13 protein-coding genes and 1 tRNA gene are annotated in these 16,974 nt (G+C 69.1%); 2 read left to right on the top strand and 12 right to left on the bottom strand.

Annotated elements, in window-relative coordinates; all coding sequences use genetic code 11:
• The first annotated feature begins 135 nt into the window (after positions 1 to 135).
• Positions 136 to 306 carry a hypothetical protein gene (locus tag AB0947_RS26395; RefSeq protein WP_366752792.1) on the top strand — a complete coding sequence of 57 codons (171 nt, stop codon included), beginning with the start codon at positions 136 to 138 and terminating at the stop codon, positions 304 to 306.
• A 274-nt stretch (positions 307 to 580) separates the two neighbouring features.
• Here the strand turns inward: AB0947_RS26395 and AB0947_RS26390 are convergent, their stop codons facing one another.
• The 3 genes from AB0947_RS26390 to AB0947_RS26380 form a co-directional block, all read right to left on the bottom strand.
• A complete protein-coding gene (locus AB0947_RS26390; protein WP_366752791.1) occupies positions 581 to 880 on the bottom strand; it encodes a hypothetical protein in 300 nt (99 codons plus the stop codon).
• A 621-nt stretch (positions 881 to 1,501) separates the two neighbouring features.
• Complete coding sequence (locus tag AB0947_RS26385) at positions 1,502 to 2,167, bottom strand: YdcF family protein (RefSeq protein ID WP_366752790.1); 666 nt, start codon at positions 2,165 to 2,167, stop codon at positions 1,502 to 1,504.
• Positions 2,164 to 2,958 carry a GntR family transcriptional regulator gene (locus AB0947_RS26380; RefSeq protein ID WP_366752789.1) on the bottom strand — a complete coding sequence of 265 codons (795 nt, stop codon included), beginning with the start codon at positions 2,956 to 2,958 and terminating at the stop codon, positions 2,164 to 2,166. Before AB0947_RS26380 ends, AB0947_RS26385 begins: the two co-directional genes overlap by 4 nt.
• 92 nt (positions 2,959 to 3,050) lie before the next feature.
• On the opposite strand from AB0947_RS26380, the gene AB0947_RS26375 reads away from it, so the two are divergent.
• On the top strand, positions 3,051 to 3,743 hold the full coding sequence (locus AB0947_RS26375) for a site-specific integrase (RefSeq protein ID WP_366752788.1): 693 nt from the start codon (positions 3,051 to 3,053) through the stop codon (positions 3,741 to 3,743).
• 55 nt (positions 3,744 to 3,798) lie between these two features.
• Here the strand turns inward: AB0947_RS26375 and AB0947_RS26370 are convergent.
• The 9 genes from AB0947_RS26370 to dnaA all read right to left on the bottom strand — a co-directional run bounded on the left by AB0947_RS26370 (position 3,799) and on the right by dnaA (position 16,723).
• Positions 3,799 to 3,875: transfer RNA gene (locus AB0947_RS26370), tRNA-Ile, on the bottom strand.
• 112 nt (positions 3,876 to 3,987) lie between these two features.
• Entirely contained in the window at positions 3,988 to 4,737 is a 750-nt protein-coding gene (locus AB0947_RS26365; RefSeq protein ID WP_366752787.1) for a DUF3566 domain-containing protein, read from the bottom strand.
• Between the two features lie 18 nt (positions 4,738 to 4,755).
• On the bottom strand, positions 4,756 to 7,350 hold the full coding sequence (gene gyrA, locus AB0947_RS26360) for a DNA gyrase subunit A (RefSeq protein WP_366752786.1): 2,595 nt from the start codon (positions 7,348 to 7,350) through the stop codon (positions 4,756 to 4,758).
• 42 nt (positions 7,351 to 7,392) lie between these two features.
• Positions 7,393 to 9,474, bottom strand: coding sequence for a DNA topoisomerase (ATP-hydrolyzing) subunit B (gyrB, locus tag AB0947_RS26355; RefSeq protein ID WP_366752785.1), 2,082 nt, complete (start codon positions 9,472 to 9,474; stop codon positions 7,393 to 7,395).
• 395 nt (positions 9,475 to 9,869) lie between these two features.
• Positions 9,870 to 10,430 carry a DciA family protein gene (locus AB0947_RS26350; protein WP_366752784.1) on the bottom strand — a complete coding sequence of 187 codons (561 nt, stop codon included), beginning with the start codon at positions 10,428 to 10,430 and terminating at the stop codon, positions 9,870 to 9,872.
• Positions 10,427 to 11,548: a DNA replication/repair protein RecF gene (gene recF / locus AB0947_RS26345; protein WP_366752783.1), complete on the bottom strand. Its 1,122-nt coding sequence runs from the start codon at positions 11,546 to 11,548 to the stop codon at positions 10,427 to 10,429. Before recF ends, AB0947_RS26350 begins: the two co-directional genes overlap by 4 nt.
• Before the next feature lie 76 nt (positions 11,549 to 11,624).
• The gene (gnd, locus tag AB0947_RS26340) at positions 11,625 to 12,500 is read right to left on the bottom strand and encodes a phosphogluconate dehydrogenase (NAD(+)-dependent, decarboxylating) (protein ID WP_225808687.1); all 876 of its coding nucleotides are present in this window, start codon (positions 12,498 to 12,500) and stop codon (positions 11,625 to 11,627) included.
• Between the two features lie 228 nt (positions 12,501 to 12,728).
• A complete protein-coding gene (gene dnaN, locus AB0947_RS26335; RefSeq protein ID WP_366752782.1) occupies positions 12,729 to 13,859 on the bottom strand; it encodes a DNA polymerase III subunit beta in 1,131 nt (376 codons plus the stop codon).
• 914 nt (positions 13,860 to 14,773) lie between these two features.
• The gene (dnaA, locus tag AB0947_RS26330) at positions 14,774 to 16,723 is read right to left on the bottom strand and encodes a chromosomal replication initiator protein DnaA (protein WP_366752781.1); all 1,950 of its coding nucleotides are present in this window, start codon (positions 16,721 to 16,723) and stop codon (positions 14,774 to 14,776) included.
• Positions 16,724 to 16,974: the final 251 nt, after the last annotated feature.

The following is a 16,974-nucleotide window of genomic DNA, read 5'->3' as shown; positions in this document are numbered from 1 at the left end:
GGTGCATCCCCCGTCGCCAGCGGTCGGGCCTTTTTCTTGCGCCGGCGCCCGCACCCGCCCGCCCGCCCGTGAGCCTGCCGCAGCGTGACCACCGGTATGCGGGGCACTCGTGCGACGCCGGAGGAGGCGGTGCACATGACCGACGACGAGTTCTACAAGCGAGACCAGACCGAAGACGCGGCGCTCCCCGAGGACCGCCCCAGGGAGGGAGCACTCCCGAGCCCGTCCCGGGGCGGCAAGGGCGTCTGGGTAGTCCTGGGCATAGTGGTTCTTTTCATCATCATCTTCGCACTCATACTGGTATGAGCGACGGATGCGTTCCCCGCCCCGGACACCCACCCGAAACGAAAGACCCCCGGTCCTGCTGGACCGGGGGTCTTATCGCTGGTGGGGCTAACAGGATTTGAACCTGTGGCCTCATCCTTATCAGGTCGATCACGAGGGACCGTCGACACCGGCCAACCGGGTCTGCGTCTGGGCCGATCGTCCACTGAGGTGCGGCACGGATCGCTGCTGTTCGCGCCTGTTGGTGTCAGCTGCTGGTGTCAGTCGCCGCGCGCAGTCTTGACAAGCATTGCCGTCACTCAGCGGACGGCCCAGAACCGACCTGCCGCTTCGCCGGTACGACCAAGACCAGCGCCGCGGCGACCCCCAGCACAAGACTCAACGAGTCGGCAGTCATCACGACGGCGAAGGGCGCGTCCACCAGGTGCGGCGACTTGCCGACGATCATGCCAAGACCTATGAGCAGGGGGATCAAGTGCAAGCGCACGCCCTGGCGGGGGCTGGCTCCTTTGCGAATCTTCGCCTGCTCCCACCAGCGGCAGCCGAAACCGAGAAGAACCAGCAAGCAGCCCATCACGACGACGGACCAGTCCATGAACCTGAGCATCGGTACCCCTCGTCGGCAGGCCCCACGACATCACTGCGGCTTGTTCCCGCAGCGCGAGAGCCTGGCAGGCCGCTCATACGACAGGGAATGAATCGCTCAAGTTCTTAGCGCGATCTTTGCCCCTCCCTGCAGAAACCGATGGCAGATCCAGTACCCACCACTCTCCCCAGCTCCCATCCCGTCCGCCGTCGACCCACACGCATGTGGAGCGGGCGTGGTCCATGGCGTCCAGGTGGAGCGCGCCACTGTACGAACGACCTGGACGCCATGGACCACGTCTGCTCGGCTCTGCCTGGGTCGACGGTGGACGGGATGGGAGTCCCCACGCACGCCACTACGGGCCCGCAGTCGGGAACGGCGCCCCCTCCATCCCGGTGCCGGCCGATCCCCCGCCGGAGGCATTGCCTTGACCGCGGGCCGATCTCTGCGGTGATCGACTCATGGCCATCGGCCCTATCCACACGTGGGCGCGCGTCGGCGCAGCGCGGGCGGAGCGGGCCGAAGGCAGGAGCGTCGCCCGCGGCGGAGCCGGGAAGCGCGCCCGGCGGAGCGGAGCGCAGCCGGGGCTTGATGAGGTAGAGAAACCTGTAACAGCTCTCGTTCCGCTGGTCAGGTCGAAGATGTCGCGGCGGCTGTAAGTCGGCTCGTGTACCCGGCTTGGCACAGGCGCTCGTACGCCTCGGCCACGTCGCTGGGTACTGGCTGGCGGATCATGAATCCCTGATCCGGGTAGATCATCAGCCGTTGCAGGGCGCCGACCAGCATGTCGATCACCAAACGGGCGTCACCGATGGAGTCGACGTACTCGTCGAAGGTCATGGGCGTGGAAGCGCTGACGACATCGACCTCGGGCCAGAGCTTGCGTGCCGTGGCGTACGCGCGCCGCTCCTCGTACGGCTTGCTGATCAGCAGCACCGAGGAGACCTCCACCCCGCTCTCCTCCAACAGCTTCCGGGAGAAGCGGATGTTCTCCCCCGTGTTCCGGGCGTGCGGCTCCACCAGGATGGCCTCGCTGGGAACCCTCAGCTCCAATGCCCGCTCGCGGTAGTGGACGGCTTCGCCGCGGGGCATGCGCTCCCGGGTCGTCGGGCTGGTGGCTCCGGTGAACACGAGTAGAGGGGCCAGGCCGCGCTTGTACAGGTCCACGGCGGTGTCGGCCACTCCCAGGTCATGACTGCCGAGTCCGATGGCCACTGAGCACAGCCGGGGGGCATGGCCCATCTGGTGGTAGTCCCATACGCGCCGGGCGTCAGCCCAATCCTGCGTCGAGATCACTGCTGTCCTTCTCCGTCCCTCGCCGAGTCGGGCACCTTGAAGTCGTACTCCCACGCGAAGCGTGATGCCGCGTGTACCCCGATAGCGAACTCCACGACGGTGCCGTCCGCCGTGTACGTCGTCCGGTGCAGCTCGACCACCGGTTCGCCCGGCGGCAACTGAAGCTGCTTCACCTCGTCCGGTGTGGCGGCGCGAGCGAACAGCTGTTCCTTCATGTGGTCGATCTCGTATCCCGCGTCGTACAGCACGCGGAATCCGCCGCCTCGGCCGGCGGGGCCCGGAGTGGGGTCGACCAGTCGCGTCCCTTCCACGTGCTCGGGCCGGTAGTAGCTGGTCAGCGTGTGCGTCGGTCGGTCGCCTTCCTTGACCAGGCGGGCGCGTGCGTAGACCTCCGCGCCTTCCGGCAGCCCGTGTGCGGCTGCGACCTCCGGCGGCGCCACGACGCGGCTCACCGTCTGGGTCTGCTCGTTCCGTCGGTAGCTGCGGCCCGATGCCACGCGGTCAGCGATGAACGCGACCTCGTCGCCGTCTCGCCACTTGGCCTTGTCGTAGCGGGCGATACCCAAGCGCTTGAGAGGGACTTGCTGGCGCACGACCGTGCCGTGGCCGCGCGATGAGGTGACCAGGCCCTCGGCTTCCAGGGCCTTGTAGGCCGCGTGCACGGTGGCCTTGGAGCCTTCGCCCGACTCGACAAGCGTCCTGATGTGCGGAAGCTGCTGGCCCGGGGCGTAGTCACCCCTTCTGATCTGCTCGGCCAGCTTGTCCGCCAGCTCCCGCCACTTGGGCGCCATCTCGAACCCCTCTCGACGAGGTCTAGTGAAACATAGTCCTAGGACTGTTGACAGTCCTAGGACTGCGATATCGGGCCATGCGCGAGGAGCTGGTGACGCGGAATGTCGCTCTCCTGGTCGACATGCCCAAGGTCAGCAAGGACAGGGGCACAGCATGGAACGCTCGGGAGGCGATCACCTTCCTGCGCTCGGTGCGCGTCCACCGGCTCTACGCGGCCTGCGTCCTCGTCCTGGTCCTCGGCCTCCGCCGCAGCGAGGTTCTTGGGCTGCGCTGGCAGGACATCGACTTCGAGGCCGGCCACTTCACCCCGGTCAAGCAGGTGCAGCGTGTCAAGGGCGTGGGCCTGGTCCTCAAGGACCTCAAGACGGAGTCCTCACAGGCCGTGCTCCCGCTTCCCGGCTTCTGCGCTCGCGTCCTGGAGGAGCGCCGAGAGCTTCAGGAACTGGAACGGAAGATCGCCGGTGAGCACTGGTCGCAAGAGCCAGACCATGACCTGATCTTCTCCTCCGAGCACGGCGGCATGATCGACCCTGTGGGCTTCTTCCGTACCTTCGATCGGCTCGTCAAGCGGGCCGGCGTCCGCCGGATCACGGTCCGCCTCGCTCGGCACACCTGCGGGACCCTGCTCGCCTTCCTGAAGGTGCACCCCAAGGTCGCTCAGGCGATCCTCCGGCACAGCCAGATCAGCATGACCATGGACGTCTACACGCACGTGGTCGGCGACAGCGAGCGGGAAGCGGTCGGCATGCTCGCCGAGCTTCTGGAAGATCCACTCATCGGCTGATGTCAGCCATGGATGTCAAAGACCCCCAGCCGATACCGACTGGGGGTCTTCGTGCTGGTGGGGCTAACAGGATTTGAACCTGTGGCCTCATCCTTATCAGGGATGCGCTCTAACCAACTGAGCTATAGCCCCGCCGCGCTCTGCGGTGTGTGTCCCGCGCGCTGACTCCTGAAGATTAGCGCACGACCGCGCCAGTCCCAAAATCGGTTGTCGGGGGGCCGTCAGAACGCCGCTGGTCCGCGGGTCACTCGTCCTCCGCCAGCGTCAGCTCGATGCCGCCCACGAAGCCCGCGGAGAGGTTGTAGATGAACGCGCCGAGCGTCGCGAGCGCCGTGGCCAGGACCACGTCGATGACCGCGATGATCGCCGCGAACGTCAGGACGTGGGGGAGCGACAGGAACGCCTGGAGGTCGAAGCCGTTCGCCTCGTTCGAACCGGTCGCCTCCGAGATCGTGCCGCCGACCGTCGAGAACACGCCCATCGCGTCCATGACCATCCACAGCACCGCCGAGGCGACGACCGTACAGATGCCGAGCGCGATGGAGAGCAGGAAGCTGACCTTCATCACCGACCACGGGTCGGCCTTGGCCACCCGCAGCCGCGCCTTGCGGGTCCGGGGGGCCGTCCGCACGCCCGTACGCGGCTTGCGCGTCGCACCGGCCGGCGCCTGCGCCGGATAGGCCTGCGGCGGGTGGTAGGGCCCGTCGGCCTGCTCCTGGCGCCGCTCCCCGGGTAGCGGCGACGCCGGCCGCGCCTCACCGGACGCGGCCGGGCCTCGGGTGTCCGTCACAGTTCCCCCCTGGGATCCAGACGTACGGGAAGAGTCCGTCTCGGACACCTTCACCGGCTTCAGGTTCGTCGTCTGCGGGTCGTGCGCACCACCGGCGGGCGCACTGCCCGCCGGCAGTCCGCTCGCGGCGGAGCCACGGCCGCCGCCGTCCGTTTCCGTACCCGTGGAGGTACCGGCCGATCCGGCGCCCGTGGCTCCGCTCACGCTGACTCACTCCTCGTGCTACTCGGCCGAGGGTGCCTCACCCTCGTCCGTGCCGGTGGTCGCGGCACCCTCGGCGGTCTCGTCCACGGCCACGTCGCCGTCGACTTCCTCCGCCTCGCGCCCCGCTTCGGCGTTACGTGCGATACCTACGACGGCATCGCGCTTGCCCAGATTGATCAGTTGGACGCCCATGGTGTCACGGCCCGTCTCCCTGACCTCGCTGACTCGCGTGCGAATCACACCGCCGGACAGGGTGATCGCGAGGATTTCGTCGTTCTCCTCGACGATCAGCGCGCCGACGAGCGACCCGCGGTCCTCCACGATCTTGGCGGCCTTGATGCCGAGGCCGCCGCGGCCCTGGACGCGGTACTCGTCGACGGCGGTCCGCTTCGCGTACCCACCGTCGGTGGCAGTGAACACGAACGTACCGGGTCGCACCACATTCATCGAGAGGAGCTCGTCGCCTGCCCGGAAGCTCATTCCCTTGACGCCGGAGGTGGCGCGGCCCATCGGACGCAGCGAATCGTCGGAGGCGGTGAACCGGATCGACTGCGCCTTCTTGCTGATCAGCAGCAGGTCGTCGTCCGCCGAGACCAGCTCGGCGCCGATCAGCTCGTCGTCCGAACCGTCCTCGCGTTCCCGCAGGTTGATGGCGATGACACCACCGGAGCGAGGCGAATCGTAATCCTTCAGTGGCGTCTTCTTGACCAAGCCGGACTTGGTGGCGAGCACCAGGTAGGGCGCCGCCTCGTAGTCACGGATGGCCAGGATCTCCGCGATCGCCTCGTCCGGCTGGAAGGCGAGCAGGTTCGCCACGTGCTGGCCGCGGGCGTCCCGGCCGGCCTCGGGCAGCTCGTACGCCTTCGCCCGGTAGACCCGGCCCTTGTTGGTGAAGAACAGCAGCCAGTGGTGCGTGGTGGAGACGAAGAAGTGGTCGACGATGTCGTCTTCCTTCAGCTTCGCGCCGCGCACGCCCTTGCCGCCGCGCTTCTGCGCCCGGTAGTCGTCCGTCTTCGTCCGCTTGACGTAGCCGCCGCGCGTGACGGTGACGACGATGTCCTCCTCGGCGATCAGGTCCTCGATGGACATGTCGCCCTCGTACGGGATCAGCTTGGTCTGCCGGTCGTCGCCGTACTTCTCGACGATCGCGGCCAGCTCCTCGCTGACGATCCCGCGCTGGCGCACCGGCGAGGCGAGGATCTGGTTGTACTCGTTGATCTTCGCCTGGAGTTCGTCGTGCTCCTGGACGATCTTCTGCCGCTCCAGGGCCGCCAGCCGGCGCAGCTGCATCTCCAGGATCGCGTTCGCCTGGATCTCGTCGATCTCCAGCAGGCCCATCAGGCCGCTGCGCGCGACGTCGACGGTGTCACTGCGCCGGATCAGCGCGATGACCTCGTCGATGGCGTCCAGGGCCTTGAGCAGACCGCGCAGGATGTGCGCGCGCTCCTCGGCCTTGCGCAGCCGGAACCGGGTGCGGCGGACGATGACCTCGATCTGGTGCGTCACCCAGTGGCGGATGAACGCGTCCAGCGACAGGGTGCGCGGCACGCCGTCGACCAGCGCCAGCATGTTGGCGCCGAAGTTCGTCTGCAGGTCCGTGTGCTTGTACAGGTTGTTCAGCACGACCTTGGCGACCGCGTCCCGCTTCAGGACGATCACCAGGCGCTGGCCCGTACGGGACGACGTCTCGTCGCGGACGTCCGCGATGCCGCCGATCTTGCCGTCCTTCACCAGGTCGGCGATCTTCTGCGCCAGGTTGTCCGGGTTCACCTGGTACGGCAGCTCGGTCACCACCAGGCACTGCCGGCCCTGGATCTCCTCGACCTCGACCACCGCGCGCATCGTGATGGAGCCGCGGCCGGTGCGGTACGCCTCCTCGATGCCCTTGCGGCCCACCACCAGGGCGCCGGTCGGGAAGTCGGGGCCCTTGATGCGCTCCATGAGCGCGTCCAGCAGCTCCTCGTGCGAGGCGTCCGGGTTCTCCAGGTACCACTGGGCGCCGGCCGCGACCTCGCGCAGGTTGTGCGGCGGGATGTTGGTCGCCATGCCGACCGCGATACCGGCCGAGCCGTTGATCAGCAGGTTCGGGAAGCGGGCCGGCAGGACGGTCGGCTCCTGGGAGCGGCCGTCGTAGTTGTCCGTGAAGTCGACGGTCTCCTCGTCGATGTCCCGGACCATCTCCATCGACAGCGGCGCCATCTTGCACTCGGTGTAGCGCATGGCCGCCGCCGGGTCGTTGCCCGGCGAGCCGAAGTTGCCGTTGGAGTCCACCAGCGGCATCCGCATCGACCACGGCTGGGCGAGGCGCACCAGGGCGTCGTAGATGGAGGAGTCGCCGTGCGGGTGGTAGTTGCCCATGACGTCGCCGACGACACGGGCGCACTTGTAGAAGCCGCGCTCGGGGCGGTAGCCGCCGTCGTACATCGCGTACAGCACGCGGCGGTGGACGGGCTTGAGGCCGTCCCGGACGTCGGGCAGCGCACGGGACACGATGACGGACATCGCGTAGTCCAGGTACGAGCGCTGCATCTCCGTCTCGAGCCCGACGGGCTCGACACGCATCACGAGTTCGCCGCCCTCTTCGGGGGTGACGGGAGTGTTCTCGTCGGCCATTGCTGGTGAGGATCCTTCCTGGTGCGGTCAGCTGAGACCGACTCAGATGTCGAGGAAGCGGACGTCCTTGGCGTTGCGCTGGATGAACTGGCGACGGGCCTCGACGTCCTCGCCCATGAGGACCGAGAACAGGTCGTCGGCCTGGGCGGCGTCGTCCAGGGTGACCTGGCCGAGGACCCGGTGCTCCTGGTCCATGGTGGTCACGCGCAGCTCCTCGGCGTTCATCTCGCCGAGGCCCTTGAAGCGCTGGATCGAGTCCTCGCGCACGCGCTTGCCACGCTGGCGGCCCATCTCGATCAGCGCGTCGCGCTCACGGTCCGAGTAGGCGTACTCCACGTCGTCCCGGCCCCACTTGATCTTGTAGAGCGGGGGACGGGACAGGTACACGTGCCCGGCCTCCACCAGCGGCCGCATGAAGCGGAACAGGAAGGTCAGCAGCAGGGTGCTGATGTGCTGGCCGTCGACGTCGGCGTCCGCCATCAGGATGATCTTGTGGTAGCGCAGCTTCTCGATGTCGAAGTCCTCGTGCACACCCGTGCCGAAGGCCGAGATCAGCGCCTGGATCTCCTGGTTCTGCAGGATCTTGTCGATCCGCGCCTTCTCCACGTTCAGGATCTTGCCGCGGATCGGGAGGATCGCCTGGTACTGCGGGTTCCGGCCGGACTTGGCCGAGCCGCCGGCGGAGTCACCCTCGACGATGAAGATCTCGCACTTGGCCGGGTCGTTGGACTGGCAGTCGGCCAGCTTGCCCGGCAGCGACGCCGACTCCAGCAGCCCCTTGCGGCGGGTCAGGTCGCGGGCCTTGCGGGCCGCCACGCGCGCGGTGGCCGCCTGGATGCCCTTGCGGATGATGTCCGCCGCCTCGACCGGGTTGCGGTCCAGCCAGTCGTTGAGGTGCTCGTAGACCGCCTTCTGCACGAAGGTCTTCGCCTCCGTGTTGCCCAGCTTGGTCTTCGTCTGGCCCTCGAACTGCGGCTCGCTCAGCTTGACCGAGATGATCGCGGTCAGACCCTCGCGGATGTCGTCGCCGGTGAGGTTGTCGTCCTTCTCGCGCAGCAGCTTCTTGTCGCGCGCGTACTTGTTGATCAGGCTGGTGAGGGCCGCGCGGAAGCCCTCCTCGTGCGTGCCGCCCTCGTGGGTGTGGATGATGTTCGCGAAGGAGTACACGCCCTCGGTGTAGCCGCTGTTCCACTGCATGGCGACCTCGAGGGACAGGCTCTTGTCCCTGTCCTCGGCCTCCAGCGAGACGACCGTCGGGTGCACCGCGTCCCCCTTGCGGGAGTTGAGGTACTTCACGAAGTCGACGATGCCGCCCTCGTAGTGGTACGTGACGGTCTTGACCTCCGCCTTCTCGTCCGCACCCGCCTCGTCCGCGCCGCTGGTGGCCTTCGCCGACTCACGCTCGTCGGTGAGCCGGATCGTCAGGCCCTTGTTGAGGAACGCCATCTCCTGGAAACGCCGGGACAGCGTCTCGAAGGAGTACTCGGTGGTCTCGAAGATCTCCGGGTCGGCCCAGAAGGTGACCGACGTCCCGGTCTCCTCCGTCGCCTCGTGCTTGACCAGCGGCGCCGTCGGGACGCCCATCTTGTAGTCCTGCGTCCAGCGGTGGCCGTCCGTCCTGACCTCGACGGCCACCTTGGTGGACAGCGCGTTCACGACGGACACACCCACACCGTGCAGACCGCCGGAGACGGCGTACCCGCCGCCGCCGAACTTGCCGCCCGCGTGCAGCACGGTCAGTACGACCTCGAGGGCCGGCTTGCCCTCGGAGGGCACGATGCCCACCGGGATGCCACGGCCGTTGTCGACGACGCGCACGCCGCCGTCGGCGAGGATCGTCACGTCGATGGTGTCCGCGTAACCGGCCAGCGCCTCGTCGACCGAGTTGTCGACGACCTCGTACACGAGGTGGTGCAGTCCGCGCTCGCCCGTGGAGCCGATGTACATGCCGGGCCGCTTGCGGACCGCGTCAAGCCCTTCGAGCACGGTGATAGCGCTGGCGTCGTAGGACGCGGAGGCCGCGGCGGACTCCGTGGCCTCGGCGTTCACGCCGGCGTCGGTGGACGGGATGTTCTCGTTGGGGTTGCCGGAATCGGCCACGAAGCGCCCTTTCTGGCACAGCACGAGCCGGGCTCGTCGGCAGGTTGCCGGAGCGGCTGCGGCATGTTGCGTTGGTAAGCCTTGATCAGCGTTGCTCAGCTTTTCCCGGGCGGTCCCCACGTTGGGGCGGGATTGTCTTCCAGTCTACCGGTAGCACTGACATCGCTGGGGGTTTGCGGGCACCTGGGCTCCCATGTGCCGCCCTCAACCGGTCTCCGCCGGGTACCGATATACGGAAGGGGGCTCCAAGGGGCTCACAGCGGCACTCAGCGCTTCGAGCCGTCAACCCGTGGCTACTGGCGGGTCAGATGGCGATCCGAGGCCTGCCGACGGGGGCTGCGGGGCACCCCACAGCGGTGATCCACACCTGTGGACGGGGTGCGACGGCACGCCGGGCCGGGCGCCCGACGTGAGGTACATCACCCGTAGGTGTCGCCGGGTCCGGTGCTCCCCGGAGCCCGCAGCGGGCCGTAGCGACGGGCCTGGCCGCCCGGATTGAGCACCTTGATCATCCGGACGCTGCCGTGCCCGAGGTCCTCGTTGATCCGCGCCACCAGGGCGGGGGCGAGCACCCGCAGCTGGGTCGCCCAGGCCGTCGAGTCGCACTGGACGGTCAGCACCCGCTCGTCCTCGTCGTACCGCTGCGGCACACAGTGCCGGGCCAGGTCCTCGCCGACGATCTGCGGCCAGCGGCCCATCACCCCGCCCACCGCGGCCGGCTTCTCCCAGCCGCGCTCGGTGATCAGCCGGTTGATCGCCGCGCCCAGCGCCATGGGATCGCGTCCGTCGGCGCGCGCGCCGGAGCGCAGACCGCCGCCCCGCCGCGCCTGCTTCTTCTGCCGCGCCGCGTCCCCCCGCGCGCGTGCCTGCTCCTTCGCCGCGCGCAACGCCACGCGCGCGAGGTCGACGCCGGACGGCTCGTCACCGCCCGGCGCGGCCGTCTTCCGGCGATCGGGGGTGGCCGGCCCGTCGGTGCTCATACGCGCTCCACCGCCCCGCCGGCCACCGTGTACCGCGCGCCGGCCAGCACATGGGGTACGTCGTCGTCCACGGCGGCGGTGACCAGCACCTGCTCGCCCGGCGCGACCAGCTCCGCCAGCCGCTCCCGGCGGCGCGCGTCCAGCTCGGCGAAGACGTCGTCCAGGATCAGCACCGGCTCGTTGCCCTCGGCGCGCAGCAGGTCGTAGGAGGCCAGCCGCAGCGCGAGGGCGTAGGACCAGGACTCGCCGTGCGAGGCGTAGCCCTTGGCCGGCAGCTGACCGAGTTTGAGGAGCAGGTCGTCGCGGTGCGGCCCCACCAGGGTCACGCCCCGCTCGATCTCCTGCTTGCGCGCCTCCGCGAGGGCCTCCGTCAGCTGGGCGTAGAGGTCCTCGCGCGTGTGCGCCTCGCCCGGCGCCGACGGCTTGTACTCCAGCGCCACCGGACCGCCCCCGGGAGCGAGCTGCTCGTACGCCTTGTCGGCGAGCGGCCGCAGCGCGGCGATGAGATCCATCCGCTGGGCGAGCAGCTCCGCGCCCGCGCGCGCGAGATGCTGGTCCCACACGTCGAGCGTGGAAAGGTCCATGGACCGCCCACCGTGCCGGCGGGCCAGCGCGGCCGTCTTCAGCAGCGTGTTGCGCTGCTTGAGCACCCGCTCGTAGTCCGAGCGCACACCCGCCATCCGCGGGGACCGCGCGGTGATCAGCTCGTCCAGGAACCGCCGCCGCTCACCCGGGTCGCCCTTGACCAGCGCGAGGTCCTCGGGCGCGAACAGCACGGTCCGTACGATCCCCAGCACGTCCCGCGGCCTGACCTGCGAGGAGCGGTTGATCCGGGCGCGGTTGGCCCTGCCCGGGTTCAGCTCCAGCTCGATGAGCTGCTGCCGGTCGCCCTGCCGGACCTGCGCCCGCACGACCGCCCGCTCGGCGCCCATGCGGACCAGCGGGGCGTCGGAGGCCACCCGGTGGCTGCCGAGGGTCGCCAGGTAGCCGACCGCCTCCACGAGGTTGGTCTTGCCCTGTCCGTTGGGGCCGACGAAGGCGGTGACGCCCGGGTCGAGCGGGACCTCGGCCCGGGCGTACGAGCGGAAGTCGGCGAGCGACAGATGCGTGACGTGCATGGCGGGACCGCCGACCTCCCTCAGGCTTGTGGATCGCGGAACGACCCTCTTGTGGATCGCGGGGCGACCCTGTGGATTACTTCTTCTCCACCGCGTGGCCGCCGAACTGGTTGCGCAGCGCGGCGATCATCTTCATCTGCGGCGAGTCCTCCTGGCGGGAGGCGAACCGCGCGAACAGCGACGCGGTGATCGCCGGAAGCGGCACCGCGTTGTCGATCGCGGCCTCCACCGTCCAGCGTCCCTCACCCGAGTCCTGCGCGTACCCGCGCAGACCCTCCAGGTGCTCGTCCTCGTCGAGGGCGTTCACCGCGAGGTCCAGCAGCCAGGAGCGGATGACCGTGCCCTCCTGCCAGGAGCGGAAGACCTCACGGACGTCCGTGACGGAGTCGACCTTCTCCAGCAGCTCCCAGCCCTCGGCGTAGGCCTGCATCATGGCGTACTCGATGCCGTTGTGGACCATCTTCGCGAAGTGGCCCGCGCCGACCTTGCCCGCGTGCACCGAACCGAAGTCGCCCTCCGGCTTCAGCGCGTCGAAGACCGGCTGCACCTTGGCGACGTTCTCGGCGTCGCCGCCGTACATCAGCGCGTACCCGTTCTCCAGGCCCCAGACGCCGCCGGAGACACCGCAGTCGACGAAGCCTATGCCCTTGGCGGCCAGCTCCTCGGCGTGCCTCTCGTCGTCCGTCCAGCGGGAGTTGCCGCCGTCCACGACCACGTCGCCGGGCTCCAGCAGCTCGGCCAGCTGGTCGATGGTCGACTGGGTGGGCTCGCCGGCCGGGACCATCACCCAGACCACGCGCGGGCCCTTGAGCTTGCCCACAAGCTCTTCCAGGCTGTGGACATCCGCGAGGTCCGCGTTGCGGTCGTATCCGAGGACGGTGTGGCCCGCGCGGCGGATCCGCTCGCGCATGTTGCCGCCCATCTTGCCGAGGCCGACGAGACCGAGCTCCATCAGTTGTGTCCTTAGGTCGCTGTGTGGCGTGAGAGGCACCGAAGTGCCGAGCCGAGCCTAAACCCGGACGCTCATGCACAGCTGTGGGCATAGCCGCTCACCTGCGGGAACAGCCCCGTCCACGGACTCGTGCCGCCCTGGCCGCGCGGCCGGCGCCCCCGCCTGGGCCGACCGCGGTGCCGGGCGCCTCATGCGGCACCCGGCACCGTGCACAGCTGTGGACAACGATCAGCCGCTGAGCCGCACCGGCATGATCAGGTACTTGTAGGCCTCGTCGGCCTCCGCGTCCACCGCCGGCTTGCCGCTCAGCAGCGCCGGCTTCGTGGACGTGGTGAACGACAACTGCGCCACCGGCGAGTCGATCGCGCTCAGACCGTCCAGCAGGAACGTCGGGTTGAACGCGATGGAGATGTCATCGCCGTCCAGCTGGGCGTCCACCCTTTCCACAGCCTGTGCGTCGTCGCTCGACCCGGCCTCCAGGATCAGCACGCCCTGCTCGAAGCTCAGCCGCACCGGGGTGTTCCGCTCGGCGACCAGCGCCACGCGCTTGACGGCCTCCACGAAGGGCGCGGTCTCGATCACGGCGATGGAGTTGAACTCGGTCGGGAACAGCGTGCGGTACTTCGGCAGGTCGCCCTCGAGCAGGCGCGTGGTCGTCCGCCGCCCGGCGCCCTCGAAACCGATCAGGCCCTCACCGGCACCGGACCCGGACAGCGCCAGCGTGACGCTGTCCCCGGCGCCCAGCGACTTCGCGGTGTCCAGCAGCGTCTTCGCCGGGACCAGGGCGACCGCGGACGCGTCCGGGTTCTCCGGCTTCCACAGGAACTCGCGGACCGCGAAGCGGTAGCGGTCGGTGGAGGCCAGGGTGACCATGTCGCCCTCGATCTCGATGCGCACACCGGTGAGCACCGGCAGCGTGTCGTCCCGGCCGGCCGCGATGGCCACCTGGGAGACCGCCGCGGCGAAGACCTCGCCGGGGACGGTGCCGGTCGCGTTCGGCATCTGCGGCAGCGCCGGGTACTCCTCCACAGGCAGGGTGTGGAGGGTGAACCGGGAGGAGCCGCACGTCACCGTGGCTCGTACACCGTCTGTGGAAATCTCCACCGGCCGGTTGGGGAGGGCGCGGGAGATGTCGGCGAGCAGCCGGCCGGAGACGAGGACGGTGCCCTCCTCCTCGACCTCCGCCTCGACGTTCACCCGCGCGGAGACCTCGTAGTCGAAGCTGGACAGGCTGAGCTTGCCGTCCTCCGCCTTCAGCAGCAGGCCGGCGAGGACAGGCGCCGGCGGACGGGCCGGGAGGCTGCGTGCGGCCCACGCCACTGCCTCCGCGAGTACGTCGCGTTCCACCCGGATCTTCACCGTAAGCCGCCTCCTGATGCTGCCGTTGCTGCTGAGTCCTCCGACTCGGTGTCACCGCCCTCTGCGACGGGAAGGACACCGGAACCAGTCTGACGCACGGCACTGACAGTAGGTGCCCGTTGGGGTCAAGTCCGACCGAGGGGCAGCCGGGCGCGAGACGGCGAGTTGTGCACAGGCCCCGCTTCGAAACGATTGCCGAGCTCTCTCTAGTCGGGAGTAGTAGTAGGGCCTGTGGATACCGTGGATAACCACGTTTGCCCAGCTCAGCGCGGATATTTTGTCCACCGGCCCTGTGGGTGGAGGCAGTGGACAACCGGGGCTGTCTGTGGAGAACGGAAAGTTCTGCACACGCCGCCCACAGGCTGAGGGCAGTTCTCCCCAGCTGTGTCCCCAGGAATACCCAGGTTTCCCACACCCCAATCCGGCACCTTCCTGTGACGGCTTTCACTCGACGCGGTGAGCGGGTGCGCCGGGTTGCCGAACAGTGGACAGCGCTGTGGAGAAGCTGGGGATCGCTGGGGACAACTGCCCCCAGCCTGTGGGCCGCCGGTGGACAACTCCGTTCACAGGCTGTGGATCCCGGAGTTGTCCACAGTCTGTGGAGATCGTTCGTCCACGATTCCACAGGCCTCTGAGCTGGGCGGAAGCCGGGGCCGAGGCTTCCCTGTGGACACGGTTCGGGACAACTTCACAGTCCCCAGGATGTGGACGGAAGAAAGTCACCGAATCTGTGGAGAGTGGCCGTAACCAGGCAAGTAATCGAACACCGGGTGGCGGGCGGGGCCACCACGGGAGCCGTGCCGCCGGCGGCTGACGGGCCGTCCCGGCCGCCTGCGGGGACGCGAAAGGCGCCCCCGGGAGCTTTCGTCCCGAAGGCGCCTCGGTGCGGCCGTACGCCCGGCGCCGGCCGCGGGTCAGCCGTTCTTGATGCGGTTGGTCAGCTCGGTCACCTGGTTGTAGATCGACCGCCGCTCGGCCATCAGCGCCCGGATCTTGCGATCGGCGTGCATGACGGTCGTGTGGTCCCGCCCGCCGAACTGCGCCCCGATCTTCGGCAGCGACAGGTCCGTCAGCTCCCGGCACAGGTACATCGCGATCTGCCGCGCGGTGACCAGCTGACGGCCGCGCGAGCTGCCGCACAGGTCCTCGACCGTGAGCCCGAAGTAGTCCGCGGTCGCCGCCATGATGGCCGTCGCGGTGATCTCCGGCGTCGAGTCCTCGCCCCCGGGGATCAGATCCTTCAGGACGATCTCCGTCAGGCCCAGGTCCACCGGCTGCCGGTTGAGCGAGGCGAACGCCGTCACCCGGATCAGCGCGCCCTCCAGCTCACGGATGTTCCGCGAGATCCGGGAGGCGATGAACTCCAGCACCTCCGGCGGTGCGTTGAGGTGCTCCTGCACCGCCTTCTTCCGCAGGATCGCGATGCGCGTCTCCAGCTCGGGCGGCTGGACGTCGGTGATCAGGCCCCACTCGAAGCGGTTGCGCAGCCGGTCCTCCAGCGTGACCAGCTGCTTGGGCGGCCGGTCGCTGGAGAGCACGATCTGCTTGTTCGCGTTGTGGAGCGTGTTGAAGGTGTGGAAGAACTCCTCCTGCGTCGACTCCTTGTCCGCGAGGAACTGGATGTCGTCGACGAGCAGGATGTCCATCTCCCGGTAGCGCTTGCGGAAGCTGTCGCCCTTGCCGTCGCGGATGGAGTTGATGAACTCGTTGGTGAACTCCTCCGAGCTGACGTACCGCACGCGCGTGCCCGGGTAGAGGCTGCGCGCGTAGTGCCCGATGGCGTGCAGCAGGTGCGTCTTGCCGAGCCCCGACTCCCCGTAGATGAACAGGGGGTTGTAGGCCTTCGCCGGAGCCTCGGCGACCGCGACCGCCGCCGCGTGCGCGAACCGGTTGGAAGCGCCGATCACGAACGTGTCGAACAGGTACTTCGGGTTCAGCCGCGCGGTCGGCTCACCGGGGCCGCTCGCCGGCGCGGGCTGCGCGGCCGGCGGTCCTGCGGGGCCCGCCTGGGGCATGTCCGGGCGGCCGGGACCACCGCGGTGCACCGGCGGCTCGGGCAGCTCGCGGCGGACCGGTTCGCGCTGGTCGTACTCGGACCGGGACGGGTCGTAGTCCCCGCGCGGGGCGTCGTAGTCCGGGCGGGACGGTTCGTACTGCGCGCGCGGGCCGTCGTAGTCGCCGCGCTTCTGTTCGTACGGCGACCGGTCCCTGCCCTGCGGGCGGTAGTCCTGGGACGGCGAGCCGTACGCGTCGCCGCCGGAGCCGTAGCCGTCCTGGGACGACGGCGAGGCGTACGGATCACGCTCGGGGAAGCCGAGCCGGGGCTGCTGCCAGCCGTACTCGTCCTGCCCGGAGCGCGGCCAGGCGCCGGGCTCGGGGCGCTGGTACTCGGACGGGTAGGCCGGGCGGGCGGTGGGGAGCTGGTCCGGGCGGCCGGGCGGCAACTGCTCGGCGCGCGGGTCGCCGACCGGGCGGTCGCCGCGGTGGCGGCCGTAGCCCTCGTAGGACCCCGCGGGGAGTTCCGGCTCCTCGTAGCGCGGCTTCTGCGTCTGCGACGCGGGGGGCGCCGCGGGCGTCGGCGGCTCGCCGGCCGAGTCGTCCACGGTGATCGCGATCCGGATGGGGCGGCCGCACTCCCGGCTCAGCGTCTCGCTGACGATCGGTGCCAGGCGGCCTTCCAGCACACCCTTCGCGAACTCGTTCGGTACGGCCAGCAGGGCCGTGTCCGCGACCAGCGCGAGCGGCTGGCAGCGCCGGATCCAGTGCTCGTCCTTCGCCTCCACACCCTGTCCGCGGCCCTCTCCGAGGAGCTGCTCCAGTACTCGTGGCCACACTGCGGCAAGATCGGCAGGTACGTCAGCCACAGGGCACGCTCTCTCACAGGTCCCACGAACGTGTGGTTCGCGGACGGGTCGGGATGGAATCCGGGTGGTGGGCGGGGGCGATCCCGCTCGGGTGGGGACAAAGGAACGAATCGGAGTCCAGCCACGGTAGTCAGCGCGGCGGGTACGGTTCAAGTTGTTGTCCCCAGCCTGTGGACAGTGTCCCCCGGCGCCCCTCGGTTTGACCGGATGGCGCAGCCGCGCGTACCGTAACCAGGTCGAGTTGTCGATGG

Source organism: Streptomyces sp. NPDC047841 (genome assembly GCF_040704085.1).
GTDB lineage: Bacteria > Actinomycetota > Actinomycetes > Streptomycetales > Streptomycetaceae > Streptomyces > Streptomyces argyrophylli.
Note: the sequence above shows the minus strand (reverse complement) of the source record. Positions and strands in the feature narration are given on the sequence as shown.